Raw genomic sequence first — 23,428 nt, forward strand, 5'->3', positions numbered from 1 at the left:
TACCGGCTGACACCCCGCCCACCACCGACGAGGAGCCCTGATGAACCCCGATCCCAGTCAGTACGTGCCTGGTCGGCCGGTCCCCGGTCAGTACGTCCTCGACGGCGACAACTCGCGGTACGCCACGGAGAGCGGCCTGGTGGTCCCGGTCGTCACCCGTGCGGGTTCGGAGCCCGGTGACACGGGGCAGTCCGCCGGCGCCACCCGGATCTCGGGCGTGAGCATCCAGCACACCCCGGCCACCAGGATCTGGTTCGGCAAGGTCCACAACGACGGCGGCTACCGCTCGGTGCCCCACCACCACGGCGAGGCCGAGACCGGCGGCTACGTGCTCTCCGGCCGGGCGCGGATCTACTTCGGCGCGAGGTTCGAGGACTACGTCGACATGGCGGAGGGCGACTGGGTGTTCGTCCCGCCGTTCCTGCCCCACGTCGAGTGCAACCTCGACCGCAACCATCCGCTGACCTGGATGACGACCCGCACCCCGGAGAACATCGTGGTCAACCTCCCCCAGGTCGCCGACGCCGACCTGCGCGACTGGACGGACCGACCCTGATGGCCGACACCACCTCCGAGGTCTTCACCGCCGCAGTCACCCTCACCCCCGCCGAGGCCGAGCGCTTCGACCTCGCCTTCACGGCGGTCACCCAGCCCTGCCCCTGGCCCAAGGCGTACGGCGGCGACCTGGTCGCCCAGGCCGCCGCGGCGGCGATGAGGTCCGTCGACGACGGCAAGACGCTGCACTCCATGCACTCGTACTTCATGCGCCCCGCCGACATCGGCGCGGAGGTCCGCTACGAGGTGGAGCTGCTGCGCGACGGCCGGGGCTACGCGACCCGGCAGGTGCGCGGCTACCAGAACGGCAAGCCGCTCTACGTGTGCCTGGCCAACTTCGCCGCCGGCGAGCCCGGCGGGACCTACGCCGAGGGCCTGCCCGGGTGGCTGGCGGTCTCGGGTGTGCCCGATCCCGAGGAACTGCCCGGTGCCGCGGAGTGTCTCGCCGGGCGGACCGGCGGCACGATGACCGAGGTCTCCAAGGACTACTGGTGCGGCGGTCGCGGCTTCGACATGCGCCATGTGCCCGGCCCGGTCTACCTCGCCGTCGAGGGCGGCCATCAGCCCCACCAGGCGGTCTGGGTCCGGCCGTTCGACGCCCTGCGCCCGGTCGACGGGCTCACCGACGCGCAGCGGGACACCGCCGCCCTCGCCTACGTCTGCGACTACACGATCCTGGAGCCGGTGCTCCGCGTCCTGGACCTGCCCTGGGCACGGGACGGGCTGGTCACCGCGAGCCTCGACCACGCGATGTGGTTCCACCGGGCGCCGCAGGCGGGTGTGGTCGACGGCTGGCTGCTCTACGCCCAGGAGGCGGTCGCGGCCGACGACGGCAGGGGGCTCGCCGCGGGGCGTTTCTTCACCCGGGACGGCGCCCACCTGGCCACGGTCGTCCAGGAGGGCATGATCCGCGCCGGCGCCGGAGGTCACCGATGACCCTGTCGCCCTCCGGGCACACCGACACCTTCGCCCGCGACCACCTCCCGCCGGCCGGGCAGTGGCCGGTGCTGGAGTTCACCACCGAGGAGCTCCGCTACCCGGAACGCCTCAACGCCGCCGTCGAGCTGATCGACGCGCCGGTGGCGGCCTTCGGCCCCGACCGGCCCGCGCTGCGCACCCCCGCCGGCGAGGTCTGGTCCTACGGCGAGCTCCGGCGGCGGACCGACCAGATCGCCCAGGTGCTCACCGAGGACCTGGGTCTGGTGCCCGGCAACCGGGTGCTGCTGCGCTCCCCCAACACCCCCTGGACCGTGGCCGCGTGGCTGGGCGTGGTCAAGGCCGGCGGGATAGCCGTCACCACCATGGCCGTACTGCGGGCCGGCGAGCTGGCGCCCGTCGTGGCGAAGACCCGGCCCACCGTAGCCCTGGTCGACCACCGCTTCCTCGACGACGTGTTCGCGGTGCGGGAGTCGGTCGCGCCGGACCTGGTCGTCGTGCCGTGCGGCGGCGGCACCGCGGACGACCTGGGCAACCGGGCCGGGACGAAGGCGGGCCGGTTCACCGCGGCCGACACCGCCGCGGACGACGTCGCGCTGTTCGGGCCGACGTCGGGCACCACGGGCGTCCCGAAGATCACCACCCACTTCCACCGCGACATCCTGTCGATCGACAACACCTTCGGGAAGCACACGCTGAGGCTGCTCCCCGACGACCTGGTGGCGTGCACCGCCCCGCTCGCCTTCACCTTCGGCCTCGGGCTGCTGGTCGTCTTCGCCCTGCGGGCGGGCGCCTGCGCCTTCCTGACCGAGTCGGTGCCGCCGGCGGACCTCGCCGACCTCGTCGCCGAGCACGGGGTGACCGTCCTGGCCACCGCGCCGACCGCGTACCAGCAGATCCTCAGGTCCGGGAGGGCGGACCGACTCACCGGGCTGCGCCGCGCGGTCAGCGCGGGCGAGCACATCCCGCAGGGCCTGTGGGAGGAACTGCGCGACCGGACCGGCCTCAGGGTCATCGACGGCATCGGCGCCACCGAGATGCTGCACATCTTCATCTCGGCCGAGGGCGACGAGATCCGTCCCGGGGCGACCGGCAAGCCCGTGCCCGGGTACCGCGCCACGATCCTGGCACCGGACGGCACGGAACTCGGGCCCGGCACCGAGGGCCTGCTCGGCGTGATCGGCCCGGTCGGCTGCCGCTACCTCGACGACGAGCGGCAGGCCGCCTACGTCCTGGACGGCTGGAACGTCACCGGTGACACCTTCCTCCGCGACGAGGACGGCTACTTCTGGTACCGGGCGCGCAACGACGGCCTGATCGTGTCGTCCGGTTACAACATCGCCGGTCCCGAGGTGGAGGCCGCCGTCCTCACCCACCCGGACGTCGTGGAGACGGCCGTCGTCGCGGCGCCGGACGCCGAACGCGGCTCGGTCGTCTGCGCGTTCGTCGTGCTGCGCGAGGGCGTGGCCGGTGACGCGGCGACGGTCCGGAGCATCCAGGACCACGTCAAGGCGCGGATCGCGCCGTACAAGTACCCGCGCGACGTGCGCTTCACCGACGCGCTGCCGCGCAACCCCAGCGGCAAGCTCCAGCACTTCAAGCTCCGTCAGCTCCTGACGGAGCAGATCGTGGAAGGTCAGCCATGAGGATCGCCATCGCGGGCGGCGGCCCCGGCGGGCTGTACTTCGCCGCCCTGATGAAGCAGCTGGACCCGGCGCACGAGGTCACCGTGTGGGAGCGCAACGCCCCCGACGACACCTTCGGGTTCGGCGTCGTCTTCTCCGACGAGACCCTCGGCGGCATCGGCAACGCCGACGACGTCGTGCACGCGGCGATGGAGAGCCGGTTCGCGCGCTGGACGGACATCGACATCGAGGTCGACGGCGAGCGGTTCACCGTCGGCGGCCAGGGTTTCGCGGCGATGAGCCGCAAGGAGCTGCTGCAGATCCTCCAGCGGCGGGCCGCCGACCTCGGCGTCACCGTCCACTACCGCGCCGAGGCGCCCGGCGTGGACGAACTGCGCGCCACACACGACCTGGTGCTGGCCGCCGACGGCCTCAACTCCGCAGTCCGCACCACGTACGCGGACGTGTTCGGGCCGTCGCTGGACCGGCGGCACAACAAGTACATCTGGCTCGGCACCGACCTGGTCTTCGAGGCGTTCCAGTTCTACGTCAAGCGGACGCAGTGGGGCACCATGCAGATCCACGGCTACCCCTACTCGGACACCGGCTCGACCTTCATCGTCGAGATGCACGAGGACGTCTGGCGGCGGGCCGGGTTCGACCGCACCGAGGACAGGGTGTTCCCGCCGGGCGCCTCCGACGAGTACGCCGTGGCCCGGATCGCGGAGATCTTCGCCGACGAGCTGCAGGGCCACCGGATCCTCACCAACAACTCGAAGTGGCTGAACTTCACGACCGTCCGCAACGAGCGCTGGTCCGACGGCAACGTGGTGCTGCTCGGCGACGCCGCCCACACCGCCCACTTCTCGATCGGCTCGGGCACCAAGCTCGCCATGGAGGACGCCCTCGCCCTGGCGGCCTGCCTGCACGAGCAGCCGACGGTGGCCGAGGCGCTGGCCGCCTACGAGGCCGAGCGCAGGCCGGTCGTCGAGTCGACCCAGCGGGCCGCGCAGGCGTCGCTGGAGTGGTTCGAGAACATCGGCATGTACGCGGGCCAGGACCCGGCACAGTTCGTCTTCAACCTGCTCACCCGCTCGCGGCGCATCACCTTCGAGAACCTCAAGGAGCGCGACGCCGAGTTCGCCGGGCGGCTGGAGGCGGAGTTCGCCCGGCGCCAGCAGGCGTCCGAGGTGGCCCCGGCGATGTTCCAGCCGGTCCGGATCGGCCCGCTCGAACTGAGGAACCGCGTCGTCGTCTCCCCGATGGACATGTACTCCGCGGATGACGGTGTCCCCGGCGACTTCCACCTGGTGCACCTGGGCTCCAAGGCGCTGGGCGGCGCGGGCCTGGTGATGAGCGAGATGGTCTGCGTCTCACCCGAGGGCCGGATCACGCCGGGCTGCCCGGGGCTGTGGACCGACGAACAGCGCGACGCCTGGCGCCGGATCACGGACTTCGTCCACGACCGTACGACGGCGAAGATCGGCCTCCAGCTCGGCCACTCCGGCCGCAAGGGCTCGACCAGGCTCATGTGGGACGGCATGGACGAGCCGCTCGACGAGGGCAACTGGGAGGTCATCGCGCCCTCGGCGGTCCCGTACGGCGCCGGCTGCCACGTGCCCCGGGAGGCCACCCGCGCGGACCTGGACAAGGTGGTCGCCGACTTCACCGCCGCCGCCGAGCGCGCGGTGGCGGCCGGTTTCGACCTCGTCGAGGTGCACGCCGCCCACGGCTATCTGCTCTCCTCCTTCCTCTCCCCCGTCGCCAACCGGCGCACCGACGCGTACGGCGGCTGTCCGGAGAACCGGCTGCGGTTCCCGCTGGAGGTCTTCGACGCCGTACGCCAGGCCGTCCCGCCCGGCATCCCGGTCACCGTCCGCATCTCGGCGACCGACTGGATGCCGGGCGGCACCACCGCGGACGACGCCGTCGACGTCGCCCGCGCCTTCATCGAGCACGGGGCGGCCGCCATCGACGTCTCCTCCGGCCAGGTCGCCAAGGACGAGAAGCCCACGTTCGGCCGCTCCTACCAGACCCCCTTCGCCGACCGGATCCGCCACCGGGTGGCCGGGCCCGCGGGGGTGCCGGTGATCGCGGTCGGGGCCATCTCCTCGTACGACGACGTGAACTCGATCCTGCTCGCCGGGCGGGCCGACCTGTGCGCCCTGGGCCGCACCCACCTCTACGACCCGCAGTGGACCCTGCACGCCGCGGCGGAGCAGGAGTACCGCGGGGCAGGTGCCGAGTGGCCGGTGCAGTGGACGGCGGGCCGGCGCAGGCCGCCCACCTCCCGTACCGACAAGGTGCCGCCGCGGCTGTCGCTGCTGCGCGAGGGCGCCGGGGGCACCGTGCACCTGCGCTGGACCCCGGCCGCACGCACGGTGCCGGCATGACCGCCGCGCCCGCGTCTGCGCTGACCGGGCCCGTTCGGTCGACCGGACCGGTCCGATCATGTGAAGCCGGTCCGGCATACTCACTGGAATGAGCGAGACGAAGGGCGACCGGCCCACCACGGCGGCGCGTCGGTCCCGGACCGTACTCGTGAGTTTCCTCGGCGCGATCGTGCGCAAGATGGGCAACTGGATGCCCATCGCCGGGACGGTCGAGCTGCTGACCGCGTCGGGTCTGGACGCCGCCAGCGTCCGGACGGCGGTCTTCCGGCTCAAGAAGCGCGGCTGGCTGGAGTCGGAGAGCCGCGCGGGCATGCGCGGCTACGTGCTGACGCCGGCCGCGCTGGAGGCGCTGGCCGCCGGTGACGAGGTCATCTGGCACGCCCGGCAGCCGGCCGAACTCGGCGACGGCTGGTGCTTCGTGAACTTCTCCGTGCCCGAGTCGGCCCGCGCGCTGCGCCACCGGTTGACCGCCCACCTGACCTCGCTGGGCTTCGGCAACATCGGCTCCGCGGTGTGGATCGCGCCCGCCCGGATGCTCCCGGCCGCGCAGCGGGCCATCGCCGAACTCGACCTCACCGCGCAGTGCGCGGTCTTCGTCGGCGACTACGTCGCCGGGCAGCCGCTGGCGGCCATGGTGCGGGGCGGCTGGGACCTCGACGAGATCGACCTGCGCTACCGGGAGTTCATCAGCGCCTACGCGGGCGAGGCGGACCGGCTCGCCGAGGCCGCGGTCATCGACGGCCGGGACGCCTACGTCACCTATCTCGCCGTGATCGACCACTGGCGCAAGCTTCCGTTCCGCGACCCCGGGCTGCCCCGCGAGGTGCTGCCCGAGAACTGGTCCGGCCCCGCCGCCGTGCATCTCTTCGAACGCATGGTCACGATCCTGGAGGGCCGGGCGCTGGCCCATGCGGCCGCGTACTGGTCCACGTCCTGACCGCGCTGCGGCTTTCCGGCCCACTCCGGTCTTCCCGGATCCGTGGGGCCGGATGCAGGAAACCGGGCGGGGAGAACAGGACCACGCCTGTAGCTTTCCTCTTGGGAACCCAAGATCTTCCTCCCAACTCCCGTTGTCCCACGAGTACTTCGACGAGGCCTGCATGACCAACCCCCCATCCTCCGTCCGTACCACCGCTCGGCACCGCAAGGCGAGAACCGTCCACCCGGCCCTCCGCCGGGTCGCCGTCGTCGCCGTCACCGCCCCCATCGCGGGAACGATCCTCTTCGGCACGAGCGCCTTCGCCGCCGACAAGACCGCGGACAAGACCGGCGGCAAGCCCGCGGCCACGAAACTCGATCCCGCCGAGCAGAAGATCGCGGCCAATCTGAACACGCGCGTCCAGGACACCCGCCTCGGCTCCACGCTGAGCGGCGTCGTCATCGACGCCGCGTCCGACAAGGCCGTCTGGGGCCACGACGCGACCACCGCGCTGATGCCCGCGTCCAACACCAAACTCGGCACCGCCACCGCCGCGTTGACGGTGCTCGGCCCCGGCCACCGCTTCACCACCCGGGCCGTCTACGGCAACGGCACGCTCACTCTCGTGGGCGGCGGTGACCGCACCCTGACCAGCGCCGACCTCCAGGCGATGGCGAAGACCGCCGTCGCGGGACTCAAGGCCGCCGGTCTCACCTCGGTCAAGGTCCAGGTCGACGACAGCCTCTTCCCCGAGCCCACGCTCGCGACCGGCTGGAACGACGGCTACTACCCGGACTCCGTCGCACCGGTGCGGGCACTGGTGGTCGACGGCCACCAGGTCACGGACACGTCGCTGGACGCGGGCCAGGTCTTCGCCGGGTTCCTCGCCCAGCAGGGCGTCACGGTCACGGGCGACGTCACCCACGGCAAGGCCTCGACGGGCGACGTGCCGGTCGCCCGGCACCAGTCCGGCACACTGTCCGCCATCGTGGAGCACATGCTCAAGGTGAGCGACAACGACATCGCCGAGACCCTGCTGCGGATGACCGCGATCGGCGACGGCCGGCGGCCGACCTTCGAGGACGGCACGGCGGTCGTACGCGAGGTGCTCCGCGGGTACGGCGTCTCGCTGGTCAACTACCAGATCCACGACGGCAGCGGGCTGTCCCGCGCCAACCGCATCCCGGCCCGGAGCATCGCCGACATCCTCGACGTCGCCGACGACGTGCGCAACGCCAAGACCCTCAGGTACATCATCGACGGTCTGCCCGTCGCCGGAGAGGCCGGCTCCACCCTGGGTCCCGAATGGGGCCGCTTCGACACCGCGGACTCGCAGTGCGCCGTCGGCAAGGTGCAGGCGAAGACGGGCACGCTCACCGGTGCGATCGCGCTGAGCGGGCTGACCAAGGCCGCGGACGGGCGCTGGAAGATCTTCTCCTTCATCGAGAACAACTCCACCGCCGACCCCGCCGCCACCAAGGACGCCCTCGACGGCCTGGCGGCCACGGTCAACGGCTGCTGGGCATAGGCCACCCGGTCTGCGCCCCTCCGGAAGCCACCACGTGCCTGAGTGGAGGCCGCCCCCAGGGAGTGGGGGGACGGAGGCGCGCAGACTGCCCGGTCCCGGCGCCGCGTGGGTGCCGCCCGGTGCCGGACCGGCCCGGCCGGCGGCGCCCCGCCGGGTCCTCGGCGGCGCGCTCGGCCGGTCGGCACCTCATCCGCTTCCCGCCGCCACCCTGACGGGCCTGGACTGTGACGTCCGCCCCGTCCGGCCACCCGGCCGAGGCGGGGCGGCTATGGTCGCTGGAGGGGGAGCGGACACGACGGGGGGCTCACGTTGGATCGCCTGGCAGGAGCGGACGCGGAAGTCGGGCCGGCCCGCTCCGCGGGCCGAACGGTGTTGCCCGCGCCACTGCGCCGGTGGCTCGGGCCGCTCGCGGTGCTCGCCGCGCTGGTGGTCGTCGTCCTCGGGGTCCGGTACGCGGGACACAGTGAGCCCGGCCGGGTGGACCGGTGGATCGTCCGGCCGACGGCGGACAGTGTGCGGCCGCCGTGGCGGCACGTCGCCCTGGCGCTGGACTTCCTGGGAGAACCCACGGGATCGACGATGGTGATCGTGGTCTGCGTGGCCGGCTGCCTGCTGCTCCGGCGGCCTCGCGCGGCGGTGCTCGTCGCCGTCGGCAGCGGCCTGACCGTGGGGACGACCACGCTGCTCAAGCACCTGGTGGGACGCACCATCCACGGCCCGGGGAACCTGTCCTACCCGAGCGGGCACACCGCGTTCTTCACCGCTCTCGCTCTCATGGCCGCGCTGCTCGCGACCGGCCGGCTCGGCCTCGGCACGGCGGCCGGCACGTCCCTCGTGCTCGCCGCCTCGCTGGCCGCCGGCGCCGCCATGGGGTGGGCGGAGGTCCGCCTGGGCGCGCACTACCCGACCGATGCCCTCGGCGGCTGGTGCACCGCGCTGGCGGTGATACCGGCGACCGCGTGGCTGGTCGACCGCACGGCCGACCGCACGGCTGCCGCCCTGGCCGGCCGGCCGGGGGCGGACGGCTGACACCGGCCCGGGGGGCGCTGCTGACGTCACGTCAGGTCACACCAGGCGGCGGAACACGGGTTTCACCGCCCGGCCCTCCAGCCAGGGGGTGGGGTCGGCGGCGTCCAGTGCCTTCCGGTACACCGCGCACGCCTCGGCCACCACGTCGACGGTGCGGTCGATGTCCGCGTCGTCGAGTGCGCTGCTCACCACGAAGGACGGGGCGAGCACCCCGTCCGCGAGAAGCCGGCGCAGGAACAGGGTGCGGTAGGGCTGCGAGGGCCGCAGGTTCTCGTCGAGCGTGGCGAAGACCAGGTTGCTGGCCCGGCCCCGGACGACGACGTGCTCGCCGACGCCCGCGGCGGCCGCGGCGGCGCGGACACCGGCGGCCAGCCGCTCGCCGAGGGCGTGCAGCCGCGCGGTGACGCCCTCCTCGGCGTAGACCGTCTGCACGGCCATCGCCGCCGCCAGGGAGTGCGTCTCCGCGCCGTGCGTGGTGGACAGCAGGAACACCCGGTCACCGGAAGCGCGCAGTCCGCCCCGTTCCATCAGGTCGCGTCGCCCGGCCAGCGCGGAGACGGCGAACCCGTTGCCCAGCGCCTTGCCGAACGTGGAGAGGTCGGGGACGACGCCGTACAGGCCCTGGGCGCCCGCCTCGGACCAGCGGAAGCCGGTGATCATCTCGTCGAAGACCAGCACGCAGCCGTGCCGGTCGGCCAGGTCGCGCAGGCCGGCGAGGTAGCCGGGCGGCGGCTCGGAGTGGGTGGCGGGTTCCAGGATCAGACAGGCGATCTCGTCCTGGTACCGGGTGAGCAGCTCCTCCGTGGCGGCCAGGTCGCCGTAGGGGAAGGACACGGTGAGTTCGGTGGTCGCCGCCGGGATGCCGGCGCTCATCGGCGTGGTGCCGATGAACCAGTCGTCGACGGAGAAGAACGGGTGGTCGGCGCAGAGGGCCACCCGCGGGCGTCCCGTGACGGCGCGGGCGAGGCGGACCGCGGCGGTGGTGGCGTCGGAGCCGTTCTTGGCGAACTTCACCATGTCGGCGGTCGGCACCGTGGCCAGGAAGCGTTCGGCGGCCTCGACCTCGACGATGGACGGCCGGACGAAGTTGCTGCCGCGGTCGAGTTCCCGTCGTACCGCCTCGGTCACCCGGGGGTGGGCGTGGCCGAGGCTGACCGACCGCAGGCCGGAGCCGTACTCGATGTACCGGTTGCCGTCGACGTCCCACACGTGGGCGCCGCGGCCGTGGCTGATGACGGGGGCCAGGTTCTCGGGGTACTGGTCGTCCCCCTTGGCATAGGTGTGCGCGCCTCCGGGGATCAGAGCGTGCAGCCGCTCGTTGGCCTGCCGGGAGCGGGGCAGGAGGAACCCCTCGGTGTCTTGGGTGTGCACGCCGACCTCAACTTTCTCGGTGCTTCAGGACCTCGGCGAGGCTCGGCGCCGCCCGGTCCCGCTGGGACATCGACGTGACCGGCAGGGGCCAGGGAATGGCGAGTTCCGGGTCGTCGAAGGCGATCGTCACGTCCTCGGACGGATCATGCTGACGATCGATACGGTAAGAGGTGTCCGCGATTTCGGTAAGAGCCTGGAAGCCGTGCGCGCATCCCGCCGGGATGTACACGGTCTTCTGCGTCTCGCCGGACAGCTCGAAGAAGGCCCGGCCCAGGTACGTCGGAGAGTCCGGCCGCAGGTCCACCACGACGTCGAAGATCCGCCCGTACGAGCACCGCACCAGTTTGGCCTCGCCGGCGCCGGAGCGCAGGTGCAGGCCGCGCAGCACACCGCGGACCGAGCGGGACACGCTGTCCTGGACGAAGGCGGCCGGGTCGAGGCCCGCCGAGCGGACCACGTCGGCGTCGAAGGTGCGGCAGAAGAAGCCGCGTTCGTCGGTGTGGGGCGTCGGCTCGAAGAGGAACGCGCCCGCGATCTGGGGGACTTCTGTCGCTTTCATGCGGCCTTCCGTGGGGCGTGGGCGTGGTCGCCCGCCGGGAACAGGGTCGTGGTCAAGGCGGCGAACTGCCGGTCCAGTTGCCGTGCGGCGACCCGGTTGCGCTCGGCCAGGGTCCGCCGCAGCTCCGCCGCGTGCTTCTCCAGGTCCCGGAACTGTTCCAGGAGCCGGTCGGCGTCGACCTGGCGGGCCGGGTGGCAGTACGCGCCCAGGCCCATCCGGTCCATGAGCGCGTCGCTCTTCGCCGCGTAGCAGAGGGCGAGCACGGGCGTTCCGGTCTTCAGCGCGCAGATCAGGTTGTGGTAGCGGACGGCCACCACGGTGTCGGCGGCCGCCATCTCGTGCATCAGGTCGGCCAGGGAGGCCGGTTCGGCCGCGGTGACCAGCGGGGAGTCGACCGCGTCCAGGATGGCCGCGACCACCGCCAGGTCGCACTGGTCGCCGGTGAGGAGCCGCACGGGCCTGCCCTCCGCGACCAGCGTGCGGACGAACCTGATCGTCCCCTCCAGGTAGCGCCGGTGGATCTCCTCGGCCCGGTCGCGGTCGTCGTTGCCGCCGTGGAAGTCCATGACGCCGAGGCAGACGCGGCCCGGTGTGCCGGTGGCCGCGCCCGCCTGTGGTGTCGGGAGGGAGAACGCCAGGTCGGGGTAGACCTCGTCGCGTGCGGTGTCCACTCCCATGGCGCGCATCGCGTCCCGGGACTGGGTGTCCCGGTACGACCGGTACGCGGCCAGCCGCGCCGACCAGCGCACCAGGGCACGGGTGGGCCGGTTGCGGATCTCTGCGGCGCCGACGCTGACCAGCGCGACCCGGGTGCCGAGCAGCCGGCCGCTCGCGCAGAGCAGGAACAGCGCGTACGGGAAGCCCCACGGCCGCAGCGGCAGGGTGGCCTCCAGGACGCCCATGCCCGGCACGATCACCACGTCGTGCCGGCGCACCCAGGCCGCGGTGCGGAAGACGTCGACGAGTTTGCCGACCCCCTTGGCCGCGATCGCGCCCGCGCGTGAGGCGGTCCGGTACTCGGCGCGGTTCCAGTGCAGGCGCGTGGCGGGGATCCGGAACCGTGCCGTCACGGCCTCGGGACCGCCGCACAGCGCGTCCACGACCGCCTCCGGGTGCTCGGCGCGCAGGTAGCGGAGGACGGCTTCGAGCGATCCGTCGTTGCCGAAGTTGCCGGAGCCGAGCAGGCCGAACACGCCGACGCGCACCACAGTTCCGTCCGCGGACGTCATGCCTTGCCCCTCCCCTCGCGGCCGGCGACGAGGGCGTCGACGGAGACCGTGAGCTGGGTCGGGTCGACCGGGGCGCGGTCCTCGACCCGCTCGCCGGCGCCCGGCCGGACCCGGCTGGTCAGCCACGCGGCCAGGTGCCGGTAGCACGCGCGCCGGTCGGTCGCGGACAGGGGCGCCCGCCGGATCGCCGAGGCGAAGCCCCAGACGTACTCGGCGAGCAGCCGGGGCGTCGGGTGCAGCAGGCCGGCCCGGCGCGGGTCCAGGTTGACGCACCGGGAGCGCTTGGACGGGTTCGCCCGCTCGGCGCGGGTGGGGTGGTCACGGCGGAAGTACAGCAGCTCGGGCACCTGGTGGAAGGGCCCGTGCAGGGTGATCTCGGCGACGAAGGTGCGGTCCGCGTGGTGGTAGCTGTCCATCGGCTTCACCCGGCGCAGCACGTCCGCCCGCATCACCCCGTAGAAGTCGTCGCCGCCCGGCTCGAACAGCAGGCTGCGGAAGCGCTCCGGCGCGTGCGGCGAGTCGGTGGCGAGCGTGTACTCGTAGGGGACCGTCACCTGGCCGTCGCCGTCGATGACCGCCTGGCCGGTGTGCGCGAGGATCACGTCCGGCCGCTCGTCCAGCGCCTCCACGCAGCGCCGCAGCAGGTCGCGGCCGTAGAGGTCGTCGTGCGAGGCCCACTTGAACAGCTCGCCGCGGGACTCGGCGAACACGCGGTTGTGGTTGGGCGTGGCGCCGATGTTCCGGGACAGCCGGAGGTAGCGGATGCGGGAGTCCTGCGCGGCGTACTTGCGGCAGATGTCCTCGGTCCCGTCGGTCGAGGCGTTGTCGGAGACGACCAGTTCGAAGTCCTCGTAGGTCTGGCCGAGCAGGGCGTCGAACGACTCGGCCAGGTACTCCTCGCCGTTGTACACGGGCAGGCCGATGCTCAGCCTGGGTCGGTCGGTCATGCGGTCCTCACTTCGGGGATGGGATGGCGGTGGCGCTCGCGCAGGGCGGACCTCAGGTGCAGCCACCACACGGCCGAGCCGCTGAGGGTGGCGGCGGCGACGCCCCAGGCCGAGCCGGCCGTACCGGCGGCGGCCGCCCCACCGAGCCCGCCGCCGACGTAGCAGGCGGAGGCGAACAGCTGGCAGCGCAGGCTGCGCCGGGCCGCGCCGAGGGCGCGCAGTCCGGCCGCCGCGCCGGTGCCGAGGCCCGCTCCCGCCACGCTCAGGGTGATCTGCACAACGAGGTGCGAGGAGGAGTGCCAGACGTCGCCGAGCGCCAGGTCGCCGAGCCGGTCCGGCATCAGCAGCAGCGCCGAGCCCCAGAACAGCGCGCCGACGGCCTGTCCCCCGCCCAGCAGGAGGCAGAACCTGCCCAGTTGGTGCGGGGCCCGGCGCAGCACCCGGGCCGCCTCCGGGACGGTGACCAGCGAGAGTCCCATCAGGACCGCGAGGAACGGGCCCATCAGGAGCTCCGCGCCCCGGATGGCGCCCACGGCGCCGACTCCGACGATCACGCCGACCCCGTACGCCCGCACCTGGCTGGCGCCGCTGAGGCTGACGTTCTCCACCAGGTAGCGGTAGCCGAGGTCGCGCTGCTCACGCAGCCAGCCGCGGGCCTCGGCGACCCGGGGCCGGATGCCGGACTGGAAGCAGCCGTAGCCCGCCGCGACGGTGGCGGACGCGCCCCAGGCGAGCACGAACGCGGCCACGGTGTCCACGTGGGCCGCCACCACCATGGCCGGGACCAGCGCGACGCCCCACACGACGTCGTTGACGAACGCCTTCCGCCCGGTGCCGGCGGCGAAGAACGCGAACCGCCAGGCGTCCTGGAGCAGCAGCCCCGGCAGCGTGACGGCGAGGGCGACGAAGGCGGGCCCGACCCGGCCGCCGAGCCCGGCCCCGGCCGCCAGGCACAGCACGCCGATGGCCGTGCCGACTCCGAGTGCCGTACCCGTGGAGCGAGCCACCGCCCCGCGCCAGGACGCGTCCGGCACGCCGCTGAAGCGCACCACGAGCGGGTCGGTGGCCAGGCCGCGGGAGACGTTGAGCACCACGCCGTAGGTCACCCAGGCCAGGCTGAACACGCCGAAGGCGGTCACCCCGAGCGAGCGGGCCACGTAGATGCCCACGGCGAAGTTGCTGATGCTGGAGGCCGCCTGGTCGGCCAGTCCCCAGGACAGCCGGCCGACGAGGGCCCGTCTGGCGGACCCGGCCGGTGCGGTCGTCTTCTCCCCCCGGGTGGTCATGGGCGTCATTCCTTGACCAGGTCGGCGCCGCGCAGGGCGTCGGCCGCGGCGGCCACGGTGTCGAAGGGCAGCCCGGAGCGCTCGGCGACGTCCAGCAGACTGTGCTCGCCGTCGGACAGGTTGAGCACCCAGAGCATGGCCATCTGGGCCTGCTTGGTGTCGCTGCGGCCGCCGAGCGCGTCGTACAGCCCGCGCCGGCCCAGCTGCGGTTCGCCGTAGGGGCTGAGGTTGACGTACCGCCGGTTGCGGTCGAGGACGGCGAACGCCTCGCGGCAGACGGCGAGGGTGTCGGCCATCGCCGCCGGGGAGACGAAGTCCAGGTCGTCCGCGGAGGTGTGGTACTCGGGGTAGCCGGCGTACGGGGTCCGGGTGAGCGAGCCCACGCCCAGGTTGAAGCCGGGCGAGCAGAACTGCCGCTCGTCGTAGCCGTAGGGAGTGAATTCGGTGACGCGGTGCGGGCGGCCGGAGGCGGCCAGGACGTGCCGCAGCACCCGGTCGATCTCCGCGTCACCGCGCCTGCTCTGCTTGTACGTCAGGTGGCCGGGGTCCCCGGCGCAGGCCAGCACCAGGCCGTGCCTGACCCGGTCCACCCGCTCCGCGTTGCGGGCCAGCCAGGTGATCGCCCCGATGGTGCCGGGCGCGAACAGGAACCGGTAGGTGTAGTACGTCGGCTGCTCGGCGAGCGAGCGGGCCAGGTACGTCGCCACCGCGATGCCGGCCAGGTTGTCGTTGGCCAGCGACGGGTGGCAGACGTGGCAGGAGACGATCACCTCGTCGGCGACCTGCCCGGGGACCACGTACTCGGCGTAGGTGAGGTGGCCGTCGGCGAGCGTGGAGTCCACGCACACCTCGTAGTCGCCGTCCGGCAGCGCGTCCAGGGTCGCCTGGGCGAGGCAGAAGCCCCAGTCCGGCTTGTAGTAGCTGGTGCGGTACGGCACCCAGGACGGGTGGTCCGGCAGGGTGTGCAGGTGCGCGCGCAGTTCGGACAGGGGCATGGTCGCCGACACCGGCACGCTGTAGCCGAGCACGTGCAGGCTGGACGCGGCGAAGTCGACGACCCGCCGGCCCGTGCTGTCGGCGATGTACGCGTCGCGGATGTTCCACTCCTGCGGCACCGTCCAGTCGAGCACCTGCGTGCCGGTCGGCACCTCGTGCACCTGCAGCGGGATGTACTCCCCGACGATGTCCAGGGTGGCGCGCACGCCGTCGCCGGTGATGCTCCGGCAGAGCGGGTACATCCGCTCCACCAGCGCGTACATCTCCTCGCTCACGTCGGTCACCGGCGCCACCTGAGGGTGTCGTCGACGGTGCCGGCGCCGGAGGCCGCGCGCAGCACGGCGAGCCGGGTGTAGCGCTGCTCGAAGTCCTCCCGGGTGAGCCCGAAGTCGCGGTAGGCGTCGGCGAGTTCGAGCGCGCCCTGCTTGACCGTCCACGCGCAGTCGAAGCCGGGGATCGCGGTGCGGAACCGGGAGAAGTCGACCCGGTAGGACCGCGGGTCGGCGCCGGTCTCCCCGGTGATCACCACCTTGGAGCCGTCCACCGCCTCGGCGACCTGCGCGGCGATCTCGGCGACCGTGACGTTGTTGATCTCGCTGCCGATGTTGAACGCGCGGTCGTGCACCGCCTCGCGCGGCGCGGTCAGCGCGGCCGTGAAGGCCCGCGCGATGTCGGCGGCGTGCACCAGCGGGCGCCAGGGGGTGCCGTCGGAGAGCACCAGGACCTCGCCGGAGAGGAGGGCGTGGCCCACCAGGTTGTTCAGCACGATGTCGGCGCGCAGCCGGGGCGAGAAGCCGAAGGCGGTGGCGTTGCGCATGAACACCGGGGTGAAGTCGCCGTCGGCCAGCGCGTGCAGGTCGTCCTCCACCCGCACCTTGGACTCCGCGTACGGCGTCACCGGGCGCAGCGGGGCGTCCTCGGTCACCAGCTCGTCGCCGCCGGCGGCGCCGTAGACGGAGCAGGTCGACGCGTACAGGAAGCGCCGTACTCCGGCGTCGCGGGCCAGCCGGGCGAGGCGGACGGACGCGTGGTGGTTGATGTCGTAGGTGAGTTCCGGCGCCAGCGAGCCGAGCGGGTCGTTGGACAGGGCGGCCAGGTGGATCACGGCGTCCACCCCGGCCACGTGCTCGGCCGTGACGTCGCGCAGGTCCACCCGCTGCCCGGGCGGGTCCTCGGGCCGCGGGCCGAGGACGCAGTCGGCGAACAGGCCGGAGTCGAGGCCGACGACGTCGTGCCCGGCGGCCCCGAGGACCGGGGCCATCACGGTGCCCAGGTAGCCCTGGTGTCCGGTCAGTAGTACGCGCAAGGTTCAACCCCCCAGGTTGAGCGTGAGTTTGGTGACGGCGAACGCCTCGGCGTAGCGCGCGTGGCATTCGATGCCGCGGATCCGGGCGAGGCCGAGGAAGGCCTCCCGGTCGTACCAGGGCCGGTGCCGCTGCGAGGGGTAGTGCTCCTGCAGCAGCCGCACCTTCTCCTCGGCGGTCCCGGCGGACAGCGGCTGGTACGCCGCCATGCGGCCGAGGTCGCCGTCCCACTTGACGATCTCGTAGCCGAGCACGAGGTGGTCGCGGAACGCGGTGGTCATCAGCTGCGCCAGGCCGCGGTGGTCCTGGTGGGCGTCGTCGGTGCGCGGTGCCAGGACCAGGTCCGGGTCGGTCCGCTCGCGCAGTTCCTCGACGGCGGACTTGGCCTCCTCCCAGTGGGCGGGGAACCGCCCGTCCGGCAGCTTGTGCACGGTCAGCCGCAGGTCGGCGCCCGGGCAGAAGGCGGCGAGCGCGGCCTGCTCCTCCTGCTCGCGCTCGCTGCCGCCGCCGGTGAGCACCAGCGCGTCGACCCGGATGCCGGACCGCGCCCGGCACAGGGTCAGCAGGGTGCCGCCGGCGCCGATGGCGATGTCGTCGCAGTGCGCGCCCACGGCGACGATCCGGTGCAGGGGCCCGGTCCCGAGCCCGATCACGCTCCGGCTCCGGCTCCGGCTCCGGCTCCGGCGGTGGCCCGCTCCCACACGGCCCACGGGCGGTCGCCCCTCGTGTAGGCGGCGTCGAGTGCGGCCCGTTCCTTCACGGTGTCGGTCGGCTTCCAGAAGCCGCGGTGCTGGTGCGCCACCAGCCGTCCCCGCTTGGCCAGTTGGGCGCATCCGTCGGCGACCAGGTCGCCGTTCTCGGGGATGTGGTCGAAGACCTCCTGGCGGAGCACGAAGTAGCCGCCGTTCTCCCACAGCGGCAGTTCGCTGACCGCGGTGATGCCTCCCACCAGGCCGTCCTCGCCCAGTTCCACGCAGTGGAACGACGACTGCGGCGGCACCACCATCATCGACGCCCCGGCGTCGCGCCGGGCGAACCGGTCGATCATCTCCGGCAGCGGGGCGTCGGTGAGCACGTCGGCGTAGTTGGCGAGGAACATCTCGTCGCCGTCGAGGTGGTGCCGCACCCGGCGCAGCCGCTCCCCGATCGGTGACTCGATGCCGGTCTGCGCGAACGTGATCGTCCAGTCGGCGATGTCGGTGGAGAGCAGCTCGGTCTTTCCGCCGCGCAGGACGAAGTCGTTGGACGTCGTCTCCTCGTAGTTGAGGAAGAAGTCCTTGATGTGGTGGGCCCCGTAGCCGAGGCAGAGGATGAACTCCTTGTGCCCGAAGTAGGCGTAGTACCGCATGACGTGCCAGATCAGCGGCCGCGGGCCGACCATCGCCATCGGCTTGGGCACGTCGTCGGAGGTGCCGTTGCGCATCCGCATCCCGTAACCGCCGCAGAACAGGACGACCTTCATGCTGTGACCTCCTTCGACGCGCCCTCGACGACGCTCAGCTCCGGGATGGGAAAGACGAGCCGGCCGCCCCACTCGTGCACGAAGGCCAGCTGCTCGGCCAGTTCGGCCCGCAGGTTCCACGGGAGGACGAGGACGTAGTCCGGCTTGTCGGCGGCTATCCGCTCGGGCGGCAGGATCGGGACGCGGGTCCCCGGCGTGAACCTGCCGTGCTTGTAGGGGTTGCGGTCGACGGTGTACGGGAGCAGGTCGGGGCGGATGCCGCAGTGGTTGAGCAGGGTGTTGCCCTTGCCGGGCGCGCCGTAGCCGACGACCGTCTCACCGCGCTCGGCGGCCTCGATGAGGAACCGCAGCAGGTCGCGGCGCACCTTGGCCACCCGGGCGGAGAACTCGGTGTACCCGGACAGATCCTGCAGCCCGGCGGCCTTCTCCCGGGCCAGTACGTCGGCCACCCGCTGCGTCGGCTCGCCGCCCGCCTCGGCCGGCCGGGCCCACAGCCGGATGGAGCCGCCGTGGGTCGGCAGCAGCTCGACGTCCACGAGCGTGAGTCCGCCGCCGGCCAGCGCCCGCGCCGCGGACGCGACCGTGTAGTACTGGAAGTGCTCGTGGTAGATCGTGTCGTACTGGTTCTCCTCGATCAGGGTCAGCAGGTGCTGCACCTCGATGGAGACCCAGCCGTCGTCGGCGACCAGCGCGCGCAGCCCCTGGGTGAAGCCGACCACGTCGGGGATGTGCGCGTACACGTTGTTGGCGACGACCAGGTCCGCCGGGCCGTGCTCGGCGCGGACGGCCGCGCCGGTGTCCGGGCTCAGGAACTCCGTGAGCGTGGGCACACCCGCGTCCCGGGCCGCCGCGCCGACGTTCACCGACGGCTCGATGCCGAGGCAGCGGATCCCGCGGTCCACCACATGCCTCAGCAGATAGCCGTCGTTGCTCGCGACCTCCACCACGAAGGCGTCGGCGCCGAGACCGAGGCGCTCCACCGCGCCGGCGACGAACGTCCGCGCGTGCTCCACCCAGGACGTGGAGTAGGAGGAGAAGTACGCGTACTCCTTGAACGTCTCCTCCGGCGTGATCAGCGGCGGGAGCTGCGCGAGCCAGCACTCGGTGCACACCCGCAGGTGCAGCGGGTACGCCGGCTCCGGATCGTCCAGTTGGTCCGCGGCGAGAAAGCTCTCACACGGCGGCGTCGCCCCGAGGTCGACGACGCTCGCCATCGCTTCCGAGCCGCAGAGTCGGCATCGTGTCATCTGCTGTCCCCATCCCCCCTGCCCGCGCGGGTGTCCCCGTCGCGAGCCGGTACTGACCGACCCGCGATCGCGGTGCGGTACTCCTCTTCCAGGCGCGCCAGGCCTACGGCCGGGCTGAAGCCCTGCTCGTAGCGGCGGCGGGCCGCCCGGCCCAGCTCCCGGCCCAGCACCGGGTCGGCCGCGATCCGGCGGATGCCGGCGGCGAGCGAGGCGGACTCGCCCGGCCGGTGCAGCAGCCCGGTCGCCCCGTCCTCGACGAGTTCCACGAAGGCGCCGTGGCCGGCCGCGACGGTCGGCACCCCGGCCGCCATCGCCTCCACGACCACCAGGCCGAACGCCTCCAGCCAGGTCGAGGGGGCCACCACGGCGACCGACCGCGCGACGGCCTTCCGGCACTCCGCCGTGTCCAGCAGGCCGACGTACCGGACGTCGTCCCGGTCCGCCGCCCAGGCGGCCACCTGACGCTCCAGCGGCCCCGTGCCGGCGATCACCAGCGGGACGCCCACCCCGCCGCTCGCCGCGAGCTCGTCCCACGCGGCCATGAGCAGCGTGACACCCTTGGCCTCGGCGAGCCGGCCGAGGTAGAGCACGTGCTCGCCCGCGCCCTCCCGCCGAACGCCGAGGTCGGGCACGAAGTTGTGCTTCACCGCCAGCCGCTCGGCGGGCATCCCGGACCGCACCAGGACCTCGCGCTGGGCCGCGGAGATGCACAGGAACCGCTCCACGCCGGACCACCACCGCCGCCGGTTGGCGGCCAGGCTGACCGCGAGCGGCACCGTGGCGAGGCGGGAGCCCCGGTAGCAGCCGTGCCGGACGGCGGGCAGCGGGGTGGCGCCCACGCACTCGGTGCACGGCCGGCCGTCCCGTTGCAGCGTGCCGGGCGGGCAGACCTGGGTGTAGTTGTGCAGCGTGGCGACGGCGGGCACCCCCGCGTCGGCGCACGCGGCGAGGACCGCGGGCGACAGGAGCGGGAAGACGTTGTGGACGTGGACCACGTCCGGCCGTTCGGCGCGCAGCCGGGCGGCGAGTTCGGCACGGACCGCCGGGTTCCACGGCACCCGCAGGGGCACCGCGACCTTGGCGAGAAGGGACATGGCGCCGATGTCGTCGCTGCGCCGCTCGAACACCCCGACCCGGTGGCCTGCCGCGCGCAGCAGTTCCGCCTCCTGGTCGACGACCTTGTTCTCCCCGCTCGGCTGCGCGGAGCCGTAGCGGTTGTGCACCACGAGCACGTGCATGGTCAGCTCACCTCCGGCCCCGGGGTCTTCGGCCGGGGGAGTTCGGGCGCCGCCAGCAGCGAGGCGGCCAGGGCCAGGTGCAGCAGGTACGGCGAGGCGTCGCCGAGCCCGGCCTCGGTGTACGAGGCGATCGCGCAGTAGCTGATCAGGAAGACCGCGCAGGCCCGCTGCAGCGACGGCGGCCGCAGCAGCGCGACGCCGCCCAGCACGACGATGATCACCGCGACCAGGCCGACGCCGATGAGACCCTGCTCGTTGTAGACGGCCAGCCAGCTGTTGTCGATCGGCAGCCCGCCGAACGACTTGTCGCCCAGGCCCACTCCGAGGAACTTCTCCGAGGTCGTCCGGGGCGCGGCGAGCAGGGCGTCCCAGACCTTGGCCCGGCCGGTGAGGCTGGAGAAGTTCTCCTTGCTCTGACCGCGCAGGAACCAGGTCTGCAGGGCGGACGCGAACCCCACCGCGGCCACCGCGCCGCACAGCACCGCCCAGGTGAAGAACCGGCGGGCGGCCGCGCTGGTCAGCAGCAGCGAGCCGATCGCCAGCGCGAGCCCGAGGAGCAGGCCGAGCGTGGCGGTCCGGGTGTGGGTCAGGGCGAGCAGCACGAAGGACGGCACGATGACCACCGCGGCGCTGGTCCGGTCGGTCCGGCGGCCCAGCAGGAGCAGCACGGTGAGCCCGATGATCACCGCCGCGTACTGCCCGATCTGCGGCGGGGTGAGCGGCCACAGCGCGCCGACCAGGCGGCCGCCGTAGAGATCGGGCAGGGCCGCGCCCGGGGAGACCACCAGTCCGGCGGCGACCGAGCCGAGCACCGCGAAGTAGGCCCGGATGTGGTGGCGGACGAAGGTCAGGCTGCCGTCCCACCAGCGGCTGAGCAGCCAGAGGGTGCAGATGAACAGCATGAGCCGGAAGCAGCGGAACAGCGCGCCGAACCCGGACTCCAGGTTGGCGCTGGAGATCACGCTGGTCACCAGCAGCAGGGTGAGCAGGAGCAGGTAGGAGCTGGGCCGGATGCGCAGCCGGATGTTGACCGTGAGGGCCAGCGCGAACGCGGCGACCAGGGCGCCCATGGTGACCATCTGGATGAGGGAGCGGGGCAGCGGGACGATGGTCTTCGCCCCGGCGGAGCCGAGCGTGTTGAGGACCAGCAGCCCCCAGACGATCCCGACGATCCGCGGGGTGCCGGCGGGGCCCGGTGCGGCGCCGGACCGCGGGTCCCGCTGCCTCTCCGTCTCTGCGTCCATCTGCGTGTCCATCTCAGTCACCGGCCCCAGGGGCGAGGGTGCTGCCCGTGTCCTGCCGGTAGTCCATGCCCTGCCACTCGTCGAAGTCGAGCACCTGGCTCGGGTCGTGGGCGACGAACTGCCACGGTCCGAGGTAGACGTTGTCGTGCCAGTGGTTGCCCTGCCGACGGGTGATCGCCTCGGCCACCTTCTCGCCCTTGTACGGCGACCAGTCCGGGTAGGTTCCGTAGTTCGACAGCACCGCCATGCGGTCGCACAGGTCCGTGCACTGGACCACGGACTTGTCGAGCACGAAGCGGTTGTCGTGGATGTCCACCCGCTGGGTCTTCCACCGGCAGTCGGAGTAGAGCGGTGCCTTGTCGATCGCCGGTTCCGCGCAGCGGCCGGTGGTCTTCACCAGCAGCGTGCAGTCACCGGACGACGTGTTGGCCGGGCTGTTGCAGAACCGGTCGGCGTTCTCCCACAGGGTGATGCCGGACCAGTTGTTCTCCAGCACGTTCCGGTAGATGTCGATCTTGTCGGTGCGGGCCCGGACCCGTGGTTCGCCGCCGGACTCGGACACGTAGACGGCCGCGTACGGGAAGTTGTCGCCGCGGTCGGCGTACCTGCGGCCCTCGACCCAGTTGTTCCGCCGGATCGTGTTGTTCCGGACGACCGCGTTGTAGCTGGTCTCGTAGATCAGCGCGGGACCGTCGTTGGCGTCGAGCACGTTGTTCTCGATGAGGAAGTCGTTGTTGTCGGTGTCCGCCCACAGGCCTGCTCCGCGGTTGTCGTGCACCCAGTTGCCGCGGACGTCCGCGCCGTCGACGGCCCAGAACTTGACGCCTCCGGTGCAGCCGCAGCCCTGCTGCCGGCGCTCCCAGCCGTCGGTGTTGTTGCCCACGATCTCGTTGTCCTCGACCACCAGGTCCGTGATGCCGCCGCCGCCCTTGTACGCGTTCATCCCGTACTGCCCGTTGTCGCGCAGGCAGCTGGCGCGGACCCGCTGGTGGGCGCCGGCCATCAGCCCCGCGCCGGAGTTGTCCTGGATCGTCGTGTGCTCGATCACCCATCCGTCGGCGGAGTCGTGGTTGACCACGCCCTCGTTCTGCGGTGCGACGAAGTGCTGCACGGTCAGGTAGCGGATGGTGACGTCGCGGGCGGTGCCCGTGAACGCGTACTGGTTCTTCTTCCCGCCGTCGAGCACGGCGCCGGGCGCGCCGAGGTAGCGGTCCCCCTCCTTGGGGACGATCTGGGCGAAGCGGTCCGGGACGAGCCGGTGCTTGCCGGGCCGGAGCCAGAAGGTGGTGTGGGCGGGGCTGCTCTTGGTCTTCGCGGCCAGGTCGCCGACGACCGCCGGGTCGACCGTCACCGCGCCCGCCGGTGCCTTGGCCGGTCCGGTACCGGGGTTGGCGCACACCCGGGCCACGGACCGGGCCGCGGACGTGGACGTGGACGGCGCGGCGGTCGGCTCCGCGGCCGGTGCGTCCGGCGTGCCGTCGCAGCCGGCCACCGTCAGCAGGGCCAGCGTCAGCGGTGCCGCCGCCCACGCCCAGTGCCACCTCTTGTTCCCCACGTCCC

General features: G+C 72.7%; 20 protein-coding genes. 7 read left to right on the forward strand and 13 right to left on the reverse strand.

Annotated elements, in window-relative coordinates:
• Positions 1–40 precede the first annotated feature (40 nt).
• The 7 genes from AB0M11_RS00090 (at position 41) to AB0M11_RS00120 (ending at position 8,985) form a co-directional block, all read left to right on the forward strand.
• Positions 41–556 carry a cupin gene (locus AB0M11_RS00090; RefSeq protein ID WP_365699587.1) on the forward strand — a complete coding sequence of 172 codons (516 nt, stop codon included), beginning with the start codon at positions 41–43 and terminating at the stop codon, positions 554–556.
• The gene (locus tag AB0M11_RS00095) at positions 556–1,491 is read left to right on the forward strand and encodes an acyl-CoA thioesterase domain-containing protein (protein WP_365699589.1); all 936 of its coding nucleotides are present in this window, start codon (positions 556–558) and stop codon (positions 1,489–1,491) included. Before AB0M11_RS00090 ends, AB0M11_RS00095 begins: the two co-directional genes overlap by 1 nt.
• Entirely contained in the window at positions 1,488–3,137 is a 1,650-nt protein-coding gene (locus AB0M11_RS00100) for an AMP-binding protein (RefSeq protein ID WP_365699591.1), read from the forward strand. The genes AB0M11_RS00095 and AB0M11_RS00100 overlap by 4 nt, the downstream gene beginning before the upstream one ends.
• Positions 3,134–5,509 carry a bifunctional salicylyl-CoA 5-hydroxylase/oxidoreductase gene (locus tag AB0M11_RS00105; RefSeq protein ID WP_365699593.1) on the forward strand — a complete coding sequence of 792 codons (2,376 nt, stop codon included), beginning with the start codon at positions 3,134–3,136 and terminating at the stop codon, positions 5,507–5,509. The genes AB0M11_RS00100 and AB0M11_RS00105 overlap by 4 nt, the downstream gene beginning before the upstream one ends.
• An 88-nt stretch (positions 5,510–5,597) precedes the next feature.
• Entirely contained in the window at positions 5,598–6,446 is an 849-nt protein-coding gene (locus AB0M11_RS00110; protein ID WP_365699595.1) for a PaaX family transcriptional regulator C-terminal domain-containing protein, read from the forward strand.
• Positions 6,447–6,609: 163 nt separating this feature from the next.
• Positions 6,610–7,956 (forward strand): D-alanyl-D-alanine carboxypeptidase/D-alanyl-D-alanine-endopeptidase, encoded by a 1,347-nt coding sequence (gene dacB / locus AB0M11_RS00115; protein WP_365699597.1) that lies wholly within the window; start codon positions 6,610–6,612, stop codon positions 7,954–7,956.
• Positions 7,957–8,325: 369 nt separating this feature from the next.
• Complete coding sequence (locus AB0M11_RS00120; RefSeq protein ID WP_365699599.1) at positions 8,326–8,985, forward strand: phosphatase PAP2 family protein; 660 nt, start codon at positions 8,326–8,328, stop codon at positions 8,983–8,985.
• A 36-nt stretch (positions 8,986–9,021) separates the two neighbouring features.
• On the opposite strand, the gene AB0M11_RS00125 is transcribed toward AB0M11_RS00120, so the two are convergent.
• The 13 genes from AB0M11_RS00125 to AB0M11_RS00185 are packed head-to-tail and all read right to left on the reverse strand — an operon-like array spanning position 9,022 to position 23,423.
• Positions 9,022–10,356 (reverse strand): glutamate-1-semialdehyde 2,1-aminomutase, encoded by a 1,335-nt coding sequence (locus AB0M11_RS00125; protein ID WP_365699602.1) that lies wholly within the window; start codon positions 10,354–10,356, stop codon positions 9,022–9,024.
• 7 nt (positions 10,357–10,363) lie between these two features.
• Positions 10,364–10,915: a dTDP-4-dehydrorhamnose 3,5-epimerase gene (gene rfbC, locus AB0M11_RS00130; RefSeq protein WP_365699604.1), complete on the reverse strand. Its 552-nt coding sequence runs from the start codon at positions 10,913–10,915 to the stop codon at positions 10,364–10,366.
• A complete protein-coding gene (locus AB0M11_RS00135; RefSeq protein WP_365699606.1) occupies positions 10,912–12,144 on the reverse strand; it encodes a polysaccharide pyruvyl transferase family protein in 1,233 nt (410 codons plus the stop codon). The genes rfbC and AB0M11_RS00135 overlap by 4 nt, the downstream gene beginning before the upstream one ends.
• Positions 12,141–13,091 (reverse strand): glycosyltransferase family 2 protein, encoded by a 951-nt coding sequence (locus AB0M11_RS00140; RefSeq protein ID WP_365699608.1) that lies wholly within the window; start codon positions 13,089–13,091, stop codon positions 12,141–12,143. The genes AB0M11_RS00135 and AB0M11_RS00140 overlap by 4 nt, the downstream gene beginning before the upstream one ends.
• The gene (locus tag AB0M11_RS00145; protein WP_365699610.1) at positions 13,088–14,386 is read right to left on the reverse strand and encodes a hypothetical protein; all 1,299 of its coding nucleotides are present in this window, start codon (positions 14,384–14,386) and stop codon (positions 13,088–13,090) included. Before AB0M11_RS00145 ends, AB0M11_RS00140 begins: the two co-directional genes overlap by 4 nt.
• The gene (locus tag AB0M11_RS00150) at positions 14,383–15,666 is read right to left on the reverse strand and encodes a DUF4910 domain-containing protein (RefSeq protein WP_365699613.1); all 1,284 of its coding nucleotides are present in this window, start codon (positions 15,664–15,666) and stop codon (positions 14,383–14,385) included. The genes AB0M11_RS00145 and AB0M11_RS00150 overlap by 4 nt, the downstream gene beginning before the upstream one ends.
• A complete protein-coding gene (locus AB0M11_RS00155) occupies positions 15,654–16,679 on the reverse strand; it encodes an NAD-dependent epimerase/dehydratase family protein (protein WP_365699615.1) in 1,026 nt (341 codons plus the stop codon). Before AB0M11_RS00155 ends, AB0M11_RS00150 begins: the two co-directional genes overlap by 13 nt.
• A 3-nt stretch (positions 16,680–16,682) precedes the next feature.
• A complete protein-coding gene (locus AB0M11_RS00160; RefSeq protein WP_365699617.1) occupies positions 16,683–17,330 on the reverse strand; it encodes a PIG-L deacetylase family protein in 648 nt (215 codons plus the stop codon).
• Positions 17,327–18,139, reverse strand: coding sequence for a sugar phosphate nucleotidyltransferase (locus tag AB0M11_RS00165; RefSeq protein WP_365699619.1), 813 nt, complete (start codon positions 18,137–18,139; stop codon positions 17,327–17,329). Before AB0M11_RS00165 ends, AB0M11_RS00160 begins: the two co-directional genes overlap by 4 nt.
• A complete protein-coding gene (locus AB0M11_RS00170; protein ID WP_365699622.1) occupies positions 18,136–19,386 on the reverse strand; it encodes a class I SAM-dependent methyltransferase in 1,251 nt (416 codons plus the stop codon). Before AB0M11_RS00170 ends, AB0M11_RS00165 begins: the two co-directional genes overlap by 4 nt.
• Positions 19,383–20,624 carry a glycosyltransferase gene (locus tag AB0M11_RS00175; RefSeq protein WP_365699624.1) on the reverse strand — a complete coding sequence of 414 codons (1,242 nt, stop codon included), beginning with the start codon at positions 20,622–20,624 and terminating at the stop codon, positions 19,383–19,385. Before AB0M11_RS00175 ends, AB0M11_RS00170 begins: the two co-directional genes overlap by 4 nt.
• A gap of 2 nt (positions 20,625–20,626) precedes the next feature.
• On the reverse strand, positions 20,627–21,868 hold the full coding sequence (locus AB0M11_RS00180; protein WP_365699626.1) for an O-antigen ligase domain-containing protein: 1,242 nt from the start codon (positions 21,866–21,868) through the stop codon (positions 20,627–20,629).
• A 13-nt stretch (positions 21,869–21,881) separates the two neighbouring features.
• Positions 21,882–23,423 (reverse strand): right-handed parallel beta-helix repeat-containing protein, encoded by a 1,542-nt coding sequence (locus tag AB0M11_RS00185; RefSeq protein ID WP_365699628.1) that lies wholly within the window; start codon positions 23,421–23,423, stop codon positions 21,882–21,884.
• Positions 23,424–23,428: the final 5 nt, after the last annotated feature.

Source organism: Streptomyces sp. NPDC051987 (assembly GCF_040680735.1).
In the GTDB taxonomy this organism is placed as follows: Bacteria; Actinomycetota; Actinomycetes; order Streptomycetales; family Streptomycetaceae; genus Streptomyces.

Coding starts and splice junctions, on each gene's coding strand:
- AB0M11_RS00170 (WP_365699622.1), bottom strand. CDS start 19,386: ATGACACGATGCCGACTCTGCGGCTCGGAAGCGATGGCGAGCGTCGTC.
- AB0M11_RS00165 (WP_365699619.1), bottom strand. CDS start 18,139: ATGAAGGTCGTCCTGTTCTGCGGCGGTTACGGGATGCGGATGCGCAAC.
- AB0M11_RS00175 (WP_365699624.1), bottom strand. CDS start 20,624: ATGCACGTGCTCGTGGTGCACAACCGCTACGGCTCCGCGCAGCCGAGC.
- AB0M11_RS00095 (WP_365699589.1), top strand. CDS start 556: ATGGCCGACACCACCTCCGAGGTCTTCACCGCCGCAGTCACCCTCACC.
- AB0M11_RS00110 (WP_365699595.1), top strand. CDS start 5,598: ATGAGCGAGACGAAGGGCGACCGGCCCACCACGGCGGCGCGTCGGTCC.
- AB0M11_RS00105 (WP_365699593.1), top strand. CDS start 3,134: ATGAGGATCGCCATCGCGGGCGGCGGCCCCGGCGGGCTGTACTTCGCC.
- rfbC (WP_365699604.1), bottom strand. CDS start 10,915: ATGAAAGCGACAGAAGTCCCCCAGATCGCGGGCGCGTTCCTCTTCGAG.
- AB0M11_RS00135 (WP_365699606.1), bottom strand. CDS start 12,144: ATGACGTCCGCGGACGGAACTGTGGTGCGCGTCGGCGTGTTCGGCCTG.
- dacB (WP_365699597.1), top strand. CDS start 6,610: ATGACCAACCCCCCATCCTCCGTCCGTACCACCGCTCGGCACCGCAAG.
- AB0M11_RS00145 (WP_365699610.1), bottom strand. CDS start 14,386: ATGACGCCCATGACCACCCGGGGGGAGAAGACGACCGCACCGGCCGGG.
- AB0M11_RS00090 (WP_365699587.1), top strand. CDS start 41: ATGAACCCCGATCCCAGTCAGTACGTGCCTGGTCGGCCGGTCCCCGGT.
- AB0M11_RS00140 (WP_365699608.1), bottom strand. CDS start 13,091: ATGACCGACCGACCCAGGCTGAGCATCGGCCTGCCCGTGTACAACGGC.
- AB0M11_RS00180 (WP_365699626.1), bottom strand. CDS start 21,868: ATGGACGCAGAGACGGAGAGGCAGCGGGACCCGCGGTCCGGCGCCGCA.
- AB0M11_RS00100 (WP_365699591.1), top strand. CDS start 1,488: ATGACCCTGTCGCCCTCCGGGCACACCGACACCTTCGCCCGCGACCAC.